11 protein-coding genes are annotated in these 14,144 nt (G+C 49.4%); all 11 read right to left on the reverse strand.

All coding sequences use genetic code 11. From position 1 onward, the window contains the following. Positions 1-377: 377 nt before the first annotated feature. The 11 genes from ACTNEN_RS08515 to ACTNEN_RS08565 all read right to left on the reverse strand — a co-directional run bounded on the left by ACTNEN_RS08515 (position 378) and on the right by ACTNEN_RS08565 (position 14,094). Positions 378-1,547 carry a sialidase family protein gene (locus tag ACTNEN_RS08515; RefSeq protein ID WP_441205835.1) on the reverse strand — a complete coding sequence of 390 codons (1,170 nt, stop codon included), beginning with the start codon at positions 1,545-1,547 and terminating at the stop codon, positions 378-380. Between the two features lie 11 nt (positions 1,548-1,558). Continuing rightward, positions 1,559-2,728 carry an iron-containing alcohol dehydrogenase gene (locus tag ACTNEN_RS08520; RefSeq protein WP_441205837.1) on the reverse strand — a complete coding sequence of 390 codons (1,170 nt, stop codon included), beginning with the start codon at positions 2,726-2,728 and terminating at the stop codon, positions 1,559-1,561. Positions 2,729-2,798: 70 nt separating this feature from the next. After that, a complete protein-coding gene (locus tag ACTNEN_RS08525; protein WP_441205838.1) occupies positions 2,799-4,022 on the reverse strand; it encodes a four-carbon acid sugar kinase family protein in 1,224 nt (407 codons plus the stop codon). 34 nt (positions 4,023-4,056) lie between these two features. Continuing rightward, positions 4,057-5,337 carry an SLC13 family permease gene (locus ACTNEN_RS08530; RefSeq protein WP_441205840.1) on the reverse strand — a complete coding sequence of 427 codons (1,281 nt, stop codon included), beginning with the start codon at positions 5,335-5,337 and terminating at the stop codon, positions 4,057-4,059. A gap of 178 nt (positions 5,338-5,515) precedes the next feature. After that, positions 5,516-6,466, reverse strand: a complete 951-nt coding sequence (locus ACTNEN_RS08535) for a putative ABC transporter permease (protein ID WP_441205841.1) — start codon at positions 6,464-6,466, stop codon at positions 5,516-5,518. A 142-nt stretch (positions 6,467-6,608) separates the two neighbouring features. Then, on the reverse strand, positions 6,609-8,291 hold the full coding sequence (locus ACTNEN_RS08540; protein ID WP_441205843.1) for a phospho-sugar mutase: 1,683 nt from the start codon (positions 8,289-8,291) through the stop codon (positions 6,609-6,611). 174 nt (positions 8,292-8,465) lie between these two features. After that, positions 8,466-9,737 carry a CCA tRNA nucleotidyltransferase gene (locus tag ACTNEN_RS08545; protein WP_441205845.1) on the reverse strand — a complete coding sequence of 424 codons (1,272 nt, stop codon included), beginning with the start codon at positions 9,735-9,737 and terminating at the stop codon, positions 8,466-8,468. 72 nt (positions 9,738-9,809) lie between these two features. Beyond that, on the reverse strand, positions 9,810-11,246 hold the full coding sequence (gene proS / locus ACTNEN_RS08550) for a proline--tRNA ligase (RefSeq protein ID WP_441205846.1): 1,437 nt from the start codon (positions 11,244-11,246) through the stop codon (positions 9,810-9,812). A gap of 190 nt (positions 11,247-11,436) precedes the next feature. Continuing rightward, positions 11,437-12,570, reverse strand: a complete 1,134-nt coding sequence (gene aroC / locus ACTNEN_RS08555) for a chorismate synthase (protein ID WP_441205848.1) — start codon at positions 12,568-12,570, stop codon at positions 11,437-11,439. Between the two features lie 4 nt (positions 12,571-12,574). After that, positions 12,575-13,651, reverse strand: coding sequence for a lactonase family protein (locus tag ACTNEN_RS08560; protein ID WP_441205850.1), 1,077 nt, complete (start codon positions 13,649-13,651; stop codon positions 12,575-12,577). Between the two features lie 209 nt (positions 13,652-13,860). Continuing rightward, positions 13,861-14,094, reverse strand: coding sequence for a FeoB-associated Cys-rich membrane protein (locus ACTNEN_RS08565; protein ID WP_441205852.1), 234 nt, complete (start codon positions 14,092-14,094; stop codon positions 13,861-13,863). Positions 14,095-14,144: the final 50 nt, after the last annotated feature.

The following is a 14,144-nucleotide window of genomic DNA, read 5'->3' on the forward strand; positions in this document are numbered from 1 at the left end:
AAATTCTCCCGTTTCCGTACTACTGATTCTATAGGTATCATATCATATCTATGATATATTTTGAAACATATATACATCTAAAACATTTCTGTTTCAATAAAGAACATATTCCAGGCTATTTCTTTATTCCATCATCTCCTGACTCTTTCCAATAGCTTAAGCTCTTCCCTGCATCTCTGGTCCTCACTTACATTGTGGATTTTAATTCTGGATTTTTACCGGTATCGGAAGCACCAGCCGGAAAAACGATATACGTGCAGCAAAAAAGCAGCCCAACACATGGACTGCTTTTCCATAACGCATTTTTATACGTTTGATGTATCACCTTTTATGTATCGGTGCATTACACAGATTTCATTTTGATGGAATGGCACGGATCAGTGTGCCCCAACCTCTCCGCTCGTCGGATTATATGTGCTGGCGCCTCTAACCTTACCAATGACATCCTCCTCACTGAGCGTAATCCATTTCACGCCCTTACGGGTCTTATAAGCCCAGGCAGCATGCAACATGCCATCAGAAGCCTGCATAATGTACGGATACTCATACTGCATATTGTTGCCGCGGTTTTCCTCGCCTACATAGCCCTCGCCACGCTCGACATTGCGGATCAGCGGGAAGGTTTTACCATTATCCTCAGAAAGGGCAATGGTTACCGGACAGCGAAGTCCCGGCCATGCACCCTTTTTGGTATAGGATTTCGGTGCGCTGGAGTGATTGTAAATAATGCAGAGTCTGCCGCTCTTAAGCTTCATCGCGGTGATGCTGGAATTATTGTTAGGAAGTACGGTTGGCTTTGGCACAGACCAGCTATCGCCAAAGTCATAGGACTCACTTGCGTAAATCCAGTCTGCCTCTCTGGAACGCATAAATGCAATCAGATGACCCGGCTGATCGTCCAGCTCAACAACATTGGGATGCACTCTGCCGTTAGACTCTGGCATATCCACTCTCCTCCAGGTCTTACCGGCATCGTCAGAAATGCGAAATGCGCTCGGATCGCCGGACAGTCCGCTTGCGGAGTCAGTGCAGATCCAGTTTCCGTAAATCCACCTGCCGTTGGACAGAATCTGAATCGGCTGTCTGGAAAATGTTCCCGGCTCGTCAAATACCGTCTCCGGTGCTCCCCAGGTGCGTCCGTCATCCGTAGATACCTGCTTCTTTACGACAGCAGTGTACTGCATGTTGTCCTTACCCGGCTGACGTCCCAGCTGTGAGGTATACATGCACCAGATTTCACCATTTGGTGCAAGGAAAAGGGACGGATTCTGATCCGAGAAATCATTCTCGTTGGAAACATTCACCGGCTCCTCCCAGTGGTCAGCACCCTTGGGAAGTCTGGAAACCACTACATTAATGTCCGCGCCGCCCTCATAGGTGCCTGCGAACCAGCAGCAGAGAATGGTTCCCTCTTTGGTCTCAAGCAGCGCAGGTGCGTGTGCTGTAGGCCAGGGTCCCGGTGGAAGCATAGCTTCCGTAAGCTTCATTTCATCATCAAAGTAGATCTGTCCATCCGGAGTTAATCCGCTCAGCGTTTTTATGCTCATCTTCGTCTCCATTACATAACCTGCTGGTAAATCTTACGTGCATCATCCGCAGTAACCTGCTTCATATTATTGACAAGCAGTCTCTGCTGCTGCAGTCCTGCTTCTACAAGCCAATCAAGATCCTCCGGCTTAACGCCAAACTCCTTAAGATCTGTCGGAATCTCGAGGTGCTTTACAATGCGATCCATCCAGTCGATCAGAGCCTTTGCCTTCTCATCTACAGTAGCAAGACGCTCCTCTCCATGATAAGCGACATCCCAGGCAGCTGCAAGCTTTGCGCGGAATGCAGGATCCTCGGCATTCATATTCATAACCGGAATCAGAAGCATCGCATTGGACACTCCATGCGCAACATGATATTTGCCTCCTAACGGATAGCTCAGTGCATGCACCGCAGTTGTACCGGATGCGGTGATGGCAACACCGCCGTAAAATGCAGCGATCTGCATGTTGTTCTTTTCTGTAAGTGCCGTTGGATCATCACATGCCTTCTCGATGTTGTTCATGATGATATCAAAGCCGCGGAGAGCAAAGGTATCGGAGAATGGGTTTGACTTGTTGGACGTGAAGCATTCGATGCAGTGGCACATTGCATCCACACCGGTAGACGCGGCGATCTTTCTCGGCAGGTTTTTGATAAGTCTTGCATCAAGGATAACATAGTCGGACATCATGTTGTCATTTACGATACCGATCTTAACCTCTTTTTCCGGTACGCCGACAATCGCGTTGGGTGTGCACTCTGCACCTGTGCCTGCTGTTGTCGGGATCGTAAGGATCGGAACACACTTTTTAGCGCGCTTCGGATCATCCAGAAGCTCCTTTACGCCATACTCGTCTGTCACAAGGATGGAAGCAAGCTTGGCTGTATCCATAACAGAACCACCGCCGCAGGCAACGATAAAGTCATATCCCTTGCCCTTAAACTGGTCGATGACCTTCTGTACGGCCTGATAGCTAGGCTCTGGTGGAAAATCATCATAAATATCATACGGAAGCTCTGCCTTTTTAAGCTGTTCCTCCACAAGGTCAAAAAGACCGAGTGTGCGAATACCTTTATCCGTAAATGCTGCAACTTTCTTTACACCATTCTGCTTTAAAATTTCAGGAATGTTGTCCATGGAGTCTGTTCCGCTGAACACTGCCTTAGGTAACTTTAAACTATACTTCTCAAGTGACATCTTTTTTCCTCCTTATATTGAAAGAATGAACAGTTCAAACTCTATCGTAAAATCCCGGCGATCCAGGACATTACTTCTGATGCTTTTGTATCCAGTTAAGGATACGAATCAATTGATCCGGCGAACCAAAAGCTCCGGACTTTGTGATAATGTAATGCTCCGTACCGGACTCCTCATACGAGGCTGCCACAATCCCCGGATCAATCTCTGCGATTGGATGCAGCTCCTGGATGTGCCGGCTCCGGATAAAGCCCTGCAAGGTATCGCCACCTATAATCATCATAACATACGACGGCAATGTATCCGCAATCTCATTTGCAAGACAACCCATATTTTCTGCGATCACTTCCGCAAGCTGTCCCGGATCCAGTGTGAGATCCTCGGAGATTTCTCCCAGTGTATCTACGAGAATCAGCGGATTGTCACCGGCATTCTGGATAAGCTCATGTAAATATCTCTGCTTCTCATTACGGGTCCATTTCCCCTTAACAATCAGGTCCATCGGGACATGAACGGAAAGTCCGCCCTGTTGCCTCGCGTATGTAAGCTGGGAACGGGTAATTTCATTGACCGATCCGGAGAGTACCAGAAGCCGATTCTGTGTAAGCCTGATCTCCGGTATCGAAGTCTGCTGCTTTGCAACCGGAAATACTTCCAGAAATCCGGCGCATCCGCCGGTCAGCATAAAATCATCTTCTTTTTCAAGCTCATCGGCGATACGCTTCAAATCCTCATTGCTTTCCGCATCATAAACCACGATGCCTTTTTTTGCCTGTCCCTGCGCCTCTGCGGGTCCGGCAGGCACCCGGCTCTGCTGATGAATCAGCTCATCCACCCGGCTCACCGTGATCGGATTGATCGGGTCATGCGCAAATATGCTTTCCGCCAGAGGCTGCCCATTTACGTACTGCACACCGTCAATCGTCTTACGATCCGTTGCCGGATATGCAGGGATAAAATTAAGATGATCTCTGCCGCTTGCCTTAAGCACTGCTTCCAGCTCGGCACCGATATTTCCCCTTAGACCAGAATCCGTTTTTTTGTAAATTCGTTCATAACCGTGCTGTGCTGCTATCCTGACAAGTGTCTCCACAATCTGTGCCGCAGTCCCGGGATCTACGTGTCTCGTTTCCGTGTCAATCACCATGACATCGGCGGAAGCCTCCTCCGGAAATGGTACGTCCCGGTCTGTCAGGATCACAACATTCTGACCCTTGCGTGCAAGCTGTACTCCGGAGTCCAGCGCTCCGGTCAAATCATCCGCAAGTATCAGAAGTCTGTCTCTGCTTTTCATGTGACCTCCCAAGATTCTTTATGTCGATATGTCTTTATGCCCAGACGAACCAGGTAAACAGATAACCGGTAATAACTGCAACCAGGGTAAACGGCAGACCGATCTTCATGAAATCGCCGAAGCTGACATCATGTCCTCCTGCCTTGAGCATACCAACGGCAGTAATATTGGCACTGGCACCGATCGGAGTAATGTTGCCTCCAAGGGTTGCACCGGTTAAAAGTCCGAAATACAGTACATACGGCTCAATCCCCAGTGTAGCTGTAATACCGCTCAGAATCGGCAGCATGGTCGCTACATACGGGATGTTATCGACAAAGGCAGAAATCACAACCGAACCCCAGACAATAATGGTATAGAGTACAAACAAATTGTCCCCACCGAACTTAATGATCAGATTGGCTGCATCCGCGATGATCCCGACATCGGTAATGCCCCGGATGACAATAAACAAACCACCCAGTACAAGCAGTGTCTCGGTATCCACTGAAGCCAGTGCATGCACGATGTTTTTCCGCTCATGGTGTCTTGCGTAGTCATAAATCATACAGATGACACCAATGCTGCAGCAAATCAGTCCGTTGGTAATCTTTGGTGTATTTGGGATAAAGGAAGCGATAATCAGACATACAACGATACCGCACAATGCAAAGGTAGGAAACATATCTTCGACAACTGTTTTTTCACGGGCCTCCACAGGCTGATTCAGATGATGAAACTCCAGCATCATCACCGGCACCGTCATCAGAGCCCCTAGCTCAACCGGCCAGAAAATACTTGGACGTCCATGAAGCACAAAGAACTCCATGAAATTCATATCCGCATAATCACCAAGCATAATGGAGGTTGTATCACCAACCAGCGTTGCGGCACCCTGCAGATTGGAGGATACGGCAATGGAAATCAGCATGGAAACCGGAGAAATATTAAGTTTCTTGCAGACGGCCAGCGCCACAGGTGCAATCATCAGTACGGTTGCGACATTATCGATAAATGCAGAAACCGCTCCAGCAAAAAGTGACATCAGGATGATCACCCACATGACATTGGGACACTTATCCAGTATGATATCCGCGAGCAGATTTGGCATCTTGGATTCTATAAAGAACCATACAACCAGCATGGTTCCGCCGATCATCATCAGTACATTCCAGTTTACAACCGAGAGTATATACAGCGGATTTCTCTGGAGAATGCCTAAAACCACAAATGCTGCCGCCACGCCCCAGATGGCATAAATTTTCCATTCGGATTTGACGATCATTACCACATACATCAAAAGGAATAAAATCAGGGCAACCGTTTTAATATCCACAGTATCCTCCTAAGAAGCAGAAGCTCAAAACTTAATGTAACTAAATTATCCATTAGCATGGTATAAAAATCAACCAAGGCCAATGGATAATTGTTTAATTTTGATACAATTTTAATCCTCATTATGTAGTGAAAGTATAATGGTTCATATTTGAAACATGTCTATCAGAAGATCATCCTTATCCTTTGCCATCCATACGTTCTTTTACCGCATCCTTCTTTCTGAGTGCGGCTGCCTTCAGCTCCTGGAAACCCCTCCAGGATGAGCTTGCCGTCGGATTATTACGGAGCATGGTCTTACTCCACCAGCCCATCCTGCCGGTTCCATGCTCAAGTTTCTCATTGCCGCCCTCCGACAGGAGACGAAGTCTTACTTCCAGCTGTCTCCTCTGGTTTTCCAGTGATTTACGGGCTTCCGCATTAAGCACCTCTCCGACAGCACGCGCTGCGGCACGTGTACCCTCCGTTTCCGCGATTTCTCTTGCCTCCGACATTCCCAAGGATACGGTCACCTGCGTTTCCTCCAGTCTCCGACGGATCTCTGTAAGACTTCCTCTCAGTTTCTCAATTTCTGTACTGTTTTCCGCCATCTGCTCCAGCCGGTTTCTGAGATCCATAGCTCCGATGATTGAAAAAATCACATCCTCGATAAACAGTGTATATAGCATCGTGTTGATCACGACAAATCCGGTATAGGTCCAGTGCGCAGAGATCGCCGCCACCCTCGGATGTATGACATTTGTAATAAGCAGCGCTGCAAAGCCCCAGCCAATAGAGGCATAAAGACAGATATACCCATGGAAGTTATATGGATTGTTGCTGTAATCCCACCATTTAAGATGAAACAGATGATACATGACATATCCGGTAACAAGCTCAAGCAGACTGCCTCCCAGCACCCCTACCAGAAAAACGATCAGCTGATGCTCCCGGTACGGCCACGCCAGCAGTACCAATAGCGTCGCGCCTGTCCCGTAGATCGGGATCCAGGGTCCATGGCAGAAGCCGCGGTTAATCAGCCGGAGACTCTTGATGGAACAATAGGTCGATTCAAAAATCCATCCTCCGATCGCATATGTCATAAAAAAAATCAGCCACTGAAGCACGGTATAGTCACGTATTGTAAGCATGCTTGATTCCTCTAATGAAACATTCTCTAATAAACGTCCTCTAATGAAATGTGTGTCTTGAGCGTATCTTATAAAAAATCAGGAGCCTGCTTCCAGACTCCTGAATCATTACAAACGGCTCAATATAAACGCAGGCAGATATTTATGCAAAAACAGGCTTCAGTGCCTCCGCAAGCTTATCCTTCTCTGCCTGTGCTTCTGCAAGATCCTTGCCAAGTGTCGTATAATACGCCTTGATCTTTGGTTCCGTACCGGATGGACGAACTACTACGGTCTCACCGCTGTCTAGCGTATAGATCAGTACATTGGCTCTCGGAAGTCCGGTTTCCTCAGGCTTCTCATAATCCGTAACCTTCACTACCTTTTTACCGGCAATCTCTGTCAGCGGGTTCTTACGCAGCTGCTCCATAATCTCCGCCATCTTATCCATACCGGAAAGTCCCGGAAACTCAAAGCTGTCGACCTTATTAAGATACCGTCCATACTGGGTATAAATCTCCTCCAGTCTCTGCTTGATGGAGGATCCGATCGAGCGATAATATGCAGCCATCTCGCAGATCAGCATGGATCCGATGATCGCATCCTTATCTCTTACATAGGAGCCAGCAAGGTATCCATAGCTCTCCTCAAATCCAAAGATAAAACGATCTACTTCCCCGGCAGCCTCCAGCTGTGCGATCTGATCTCCGATCCACTTAAAGCCGGTCAGTGTCTCACGAAGCTCTACGCCATAGTGCTTCGCTACCTCGTTGGCAAGCGGTGTCGAAACAATGGACTTAACCGCAACCGGTTTTGCCGGCATGGTACCCTGCGCAATCCTGCCGGCGCAGATATAATCCAGAAGCAGCACACCCATCTCGTTTCCGGAAACCAGCTCATAGCTGCCATCCGGGCACTTCATGGCGATACCTACACGGTCGGCATCCGGATCTGTTGCCAGCATCAGATCTGCACCTGTCTTTTTGGCAAGCTCCAGTCCCTTTTGCAGTGCCTCAAAAATCTCCGGATTAGGATACGGGCAGGTTGTGAAATATCCGTTGGGATACTCCTGCTCCGGTACAATGGTGATATCGGTGATGCCAATGTCATTCAGCACATGCGTTACCGGAACCAGTCCCGTGCCGTTAAGCGGAGAGTATACCAGCTTAAGTCCGGAGCTTGCAGCAACACCCGGGCGGATCTGACGAGCCTCAATGGCTTCGTAAAGTCCCTGCTTGCAGTCATCTCCTACAAACTTAATCAGCCCCCTTTCCACGCCCTCGGCAAAGCTCATATACTTTGCTCCGGTCAGGACGTCTGTCTTCTGAATGCTGTCATACACAACGGCTGCCGCATCATCCGTCATCTGACAGCCATCCGGACCATACGCCTTGTAACCGTTGTATTTTGCCGGATTATGTGATGCCGTGATCATGATGCCCGCATTGCAGTGATAATATCTTGTTGCAAAGCTGAGTGCCGGCACCGGCATAAGCTCATCATAAATACGCACCTTGATGCCATTGGCTGCAAGGACACCCGCAGCATCTCTGGCAAAATTCCAGCCCTTGAGTCTGGAGTCATAGCTTATCGCAACCGTCTGGCTGCCGCCCTGCGTTTTTACCCAGTCTGCCACGCCCTGCGTTGCCTGCCGTACGACCCAGATATTCATACGGTTGGTTCCGGCGCCAAGCGTACCGCGGAGACCTGCCGTACCAAACTTAAGCTTCACCGCAAAGCGGTCCTTGATGGCTTCGTCATCTCCCTCAATGTTTCTCAGCTCGGTTTTGAGATCCACATCTTTAAGATCGGCGTCCAGCCACCGTTTGTAATCATCCAGATACATACCTGATATCTCCCCTCATTTATTATGTTTTAGTTAAAATCAAAAACACCTATCTGTAATTTTACCGATTTTACATAGCCATTGCAAGCACTGTTACAGGCAAAATACACAATAAAATCGGCGAATGCAAGCTGGTTATCCAACCTTGTCCCGATACATAATATCTCTGTTCTGTTACGGCCGGGCAATCGCCATAAGGATCTCTCTGGTATTATGAGACGGCACCCGCAACACATCCTCCAGCAGACGGTGCAGCATCTCCCCAACCGCCGGTCCCTTGGGGATCCCGGCTTCGATCAGATCCTGTCCCTTAACCGCAAGCTCCTTTAACGAAATGCAGTCTCCTGCTTCCCTGATCGCCTGGATATGTTTCCGTACAGTGTGGATTTTCTCTACACGGAATGCGCTCTCCTCGCCAAAGACATCCCGGCACAGGCACTCATCCGCATCCAGGAAGGCTCCATAGGCTTCATATCCGATCACAGACAGAATTTTCCGGATTTCGTACATGTTCTCCGGCAGATCCTCCTGGAAAAGCGCCGCAATGATCTTTGCCTTTTTGATCGTGTCATTATCCATCCGGAGCTCCCGCAGGATCCTGCCAGCATCCACCGGTACGCCTCTCAGAAAGGTCCCCCACCTGAGATACTTCTCCCCGGGCAGTCCGTCCGGCATCCACTGCCGTATATACGGGCTGGGAGCAGCAAGCTCGCTCGGCACATCAAACGCCTCATCAAAATGCGCTGCAATATACGGCGCAAGGTCACTTGCGGATACCAGCGCAATATGATCCGGATGATCTGACATCAGGAGCTTGGTTAGCTCTGTTTGGATCCGCTCCTTGGATACGTGCGAGAGATTTGGCGCAAGCTTCCGGATCGCCTGATAAGTATCCGGATCAATCGTAAAATTGAGCTGCGCGGAAAACCTGAGTGCCCGCAGCATACGCAGTGCATCCTCTGTAAATCTCTGTTCCGGATCTCCTACCGCGCGAATGATCTTCTGCTCGAGGTCCTCCATGCCTCCGAAATCATCAATCACGCCCGTCCGGTCATTGTATGCCATGGCATTGATGGTAAAGTCGCGGCGTGCCAGATCTTCATGCAGCGATGGGGTAAACGTCACGGAGGACGGGTGTCTGCCGTCGAGATACTCGCCGTCAATCCGATAGGTCGTGACTTCATAGCCCCGCTCTCCGGTTAAAAGTGTATCCTCTCCGCTCATCAATACGGTTACCGTTCCATGCGCAATCCCGGTGTCAATCGTACGCCGGAAAAGCTTTTTTACCTCCGCAGGCTTTGCCGAGGTTGTGATGTCCCAGTCATCCGGATTTCGCTTGAGAAGGCTGTCCCGGACACAGCCGCCCACCGCATAGGCTTCAAAGCCTGCATGCTCGAGCCGGGAAATAATTTTGTTTACTGCAATTGGTAATCTGATCGTCTTCATGCTCTGATTATAACAAAAAATCCAGTCCGGAGAAACCAGACTGGATCAAAATCCTTAGATTAGTAATGTGTCTTAATATGCTCTGCCCCAGTAAACCATCTTGGTGGCTGGCTTGCCGCAGACAACACAGCGGTCGGAAATCTGCTCCTGCTTAAACGGGATGCATCTTGAGGTGATGCCGGACATTTCCTTCAGCTTATCCTCGCATTCACGGCAGCCGCACCACATAGCTTTAACAAAGCCACGCTTGGTATTTACGATATTGACAAGCTCGTCCATATCCTGAGCGGCGGAAGTATGATCCTCCAGAAACTGCTTTGCCCGGTCAAACATATCCTGCTGGATGGTCTCAAGCAGCTTGCCGGTCTCCTCAGTCAGACTCTCAAACGGTACCTGCACTTTGTCTCTTGTATCACGGCGTACCAGCACGGCATGTCCCGCCTCGATATCCTTAGGTCCGACCTCGATTCTCAGTGGGATGCCTCTGACCTCCTGATCCGCAAACTTAAATCCCGGGCTCTTGTCCGAGTCATCTACCTTTACACGGAATCCGGACTTGATCAGCTCATCACGCAGCTCATACGCCTTATCAAGAACGCCTTCCTTTTTTTGCTGGATCGGCACAATACAGATCTGTGTCGGAGCAATACGTGGCGGAATCTTAAGACCGGAGTCATCCCCATGTACCATGATCAGCGCACCGATCATTCTCGTAGTATAACCCCAGGAGGTCTCATAAACCGGCTTCAGCTTCTGATCCTTATCCAGGAACTGTACATTAAATGCCTTGGCAAAATCCGCGCCAAAATTATGGGAGGTACCGCACTGCAGCGCCTGTCCATCATGCATCAGTGCCTCAATGGTATAGGTTGCCACTGCACCGGCAAACTTCTCCTTGTCGGTTTTCTGACCACGTACAACCGGGATTGCAAGATAATTCTCCGTGAAATCCGCATAGATGTTGAGCATCTGAATGGTTCTTTCCTCGGCTTCCTCCGCGGTAGCGTGTACGGTATGACCCTCCTGCCAGAGGAACTCACGGGTTCTTAAAAACGGACGGGTGGTTTTTTCCCAGCGGACAACCGAAACCCACTGATTCAGAAGCTGCGGCAGATCACGATAGGATTTTACAACCTTGGAGAAATAATCGCAGAACAGTGTCTCCGAGGTTGGACGTACGCACATCCTCTCCTCCAGTTTCTTGGATCCGCCCTCGGTTACCCATGCAACCTCCGGCGCAAATCCCTCGACGTGGTCCTTCTCCTTCTGCAGAAGCGACTCCGGGATCAGCATCGGCATGGAAACATTCTGCACACCGGTCTTTTTAAACTCGGCATCGAGAACCCGCATATAGTTCTCCCATAGTGCATATCCTGCCGGACGGATGACCATAAATCCTTTAACGGAACTGTAATCACAGAGCTCTGCCTTTTTGACTACGTCTGTGTACCACTGGGCAAAATCCTCCTCCATAGGAGTGATCTGCTCCACAAGCTTCTTGTCTGCCATAATCATAGCCTTTCTTTACTGATAGTTTAGGCTCCGGCATCCCGCGCATATCCATCATGCCTTGCCGGAACAAATAAAATCGAGCCTGCGGGCGATACGCTCACAGGCTCTTGCATTATACTCTCTATTGCTTAAGTTCTCAAGCTATCCACGGAGATTCCTCCGCATTACCGGGCGATTCCGCAGCACCTCACTGATAAATTGTCCTGAGATAGTCCATCTGCGCGGTCATGTTGTCCATAAGGGCATCGAGGATGGTGATCGCTGTCATGCATTCCACAACCACACACGCACGCTCCACAACCGTCGGATCATGGCGGCCCTTGATTTCAATGGTGATGTTTTCTCCATCCTCATTGGCAGTCTGCTGCGGCTTTGCGATAGATGGTGTCGGCTTGAAATATGCCCGGAGGACAATTTCCGCGCCATCTGACATGCCCCCGAGGATGCCTCCGGCATGATTGGAGGTCATCTGAATCTCTGCCATGCCGCTCTCATCATTGTCCGCCCCGGATGCGGTGCTGTCTGTATCTTCCTCGTCCTCATCTTCTGTGAGATCCAGATCCTCCAGCACCACGCTCTCAAATCCATCATTGTCCTCGGATCCGAGTGCCCTGGAAACCTTGGTTCCGTCGCCGATTTCCACTGCCTTTACCGCACCGATCGACATAATGGCATGTGCAAGCATAGCATCCAGCTTGTCAAACACTGGCTCTCCGATACCTGTCGGCATGTTGTTAACAAAGCAGGTTACTACACCGCCGGCAGAGTCCTTCTCCTCCCGGAGCGCCAGGATCCTGTCGTTTGCGGCTTCTCTCCCTGCGGGAGTCGTCACATCAATCCCCGCAAGCTCCGTTACCTCCGCGTCAACCGTAATATCCAGCTCGGACAGAATTTTAGCTGCCACGGCGCCTGCCGCAACCCTCGCAAGGGTCTCCCGTCCGGAGGATCTGCCGCCGCCCCGGTAATCCCGGAAGCCGTATTTCTCATAAAACCCAAAGTCGGCGTGTCCCGGCCGGAACACATGGGCAAGCTCCGAATAGTCCTTGGAACGCTGATCCGCATTTCTTACCATGATGGCAATCGGCGTGCCGGTCGTCCTGCCCTCAAACACGCCGGACAGGATCTCGATGCTGTCATCCTCCTTACGCTGTGTAGTGCGGAGGTTCTGCCCTGGTTTTCTGCGGTCCATATACGGCTGTATATCCTGCTCCGAGAGGCTTAAGCCCGCAGGGCAGCCATCAATCACAACGCCTAGCGCCTTACCATGCGACTCTCCAAAGGTTGTTACTCTGAAACGTTTTCCAAATATATTTCCTGCCATAACTTTAATTTTCCGGAAGCTCTACAATACAGATACAGTTAGGCTCATCCACCTCAATATCCCGGTCACTCATTATAAGCAGACCATTGTCATAATCCACGGAGAAGAACGTAATCGTGCCGGACTCATTGTTTGCCACCGCGATATGCTTCTCATCCGGGAAAATGCAGAAATCCTTGGGATATACTCCAGAAACCGGCAGTGAACCCTTCATGGTCAGAAGTCCCGTCTCCACATCACGGTCATAAATCGTCACAGTATTAATGCCCGCATTGGAAACAAACAGGTGCTTTGCCTCCGGGTCCGGTGAAAAGCGCATCTGACAGGCAGCAATCAGCGGACTGTTGCTTGGGTCATTATGCGTGCTGATGGTCTGGATTTTTTCAAAGGAAATATCATTCGGCGTCTGTCCTTCATGGAAGGAAAATACATCAATGACGTTTTTGATCTCATACATGAGATACAGATATTTCCGGTCCGGAGAGAATCGGAAAAATCTCGGTGCAGACTGCAGCTCACAGCGGATCGTATCGATCTGACGCATCTTACCGTCCATCTTGTCAAAACGGAACACCTTTACCTGGTCAATTCCAAGATCAGCCACAAGGATATACTTCTGGTCATCCGTCATTCGCGCACAGGAAACATGCGGGCGGAAGGTTCTCTCCGCAACGGATCCGATCCCCTTGTCATAGACACCATCAATGATCGGACCGACGGAACCGTCCTTCTCAAGCTTCAGTAAGGTCGCCTTGCCATCATGGTAGCCGGAAACCATCAGATATTCATCATTCTGATCCAGAGACAGATGACAGCCTCGCATACCGCGGATGTTTCTCGTATTAAGCTTTGACAGTGCTCCGTTTGGTAAAATACGGAATGCAACAACCCCTTCATCTGCAATTGAGTAGAGTGTCCTGTGATCCCGTGAAGCAATCAGGTACGATGAGTTGTTAACCTCAATTTCCGTTCTCTTTTTTAAGCTTCCCTTCGCCACATCCACATCACAGATGGTAATGCCCTTGGCGGACCCGGTATAGGAATATGATCCAATGTATGCAATGTATTTGCTCTTAGCCATATCGATCTCCCTTTTCCTTTTGCAAAGATACCTTATTGTAGCACAGATTTTACAGTTCTTTCAATAAATGCAGCTCTTTAATCCGGCTTTTCCTGATCTTTTCGGAACCGCATGAAAGACCGCATGAAAGAAACATTCCCAAAGAACAAAGAAAAGGGAGGGGTAACAAATACAGCCCCTCCCGATGCGGATCTCTCCGTTTCTTATCTTTATTTGGAATTGTAGTTCCGTTTGTGTCTTGCAAGGATCTCCATCTGCGTTTTATTGAGCTTCTTTTCTGAAGCAGCAAGGTCCAGCTCCTTATGCCCGACATGATCGCAGTGTCCGGAACGCGCATAACTGCAATAGGCACACGCCCCGTATTTATCATGATTTTTCTTCATATTATGAAGAATCGCGATCACAAGGATCACAAGCAGAATTCCTATAATAAGATCACCCATAGCTGCCTCCTTCCAAAGCTTACTCTATTGCATGTGCCGGAAACTTGCAA

The organism is Oribacterium sp. HCP28S3_H8 (assembly GCF_052064775.1).
Lineage (GTDB): Bacteria > Bacillota > Clostridia > Lachnospirales > Lachnospiraceae > Oribacterium.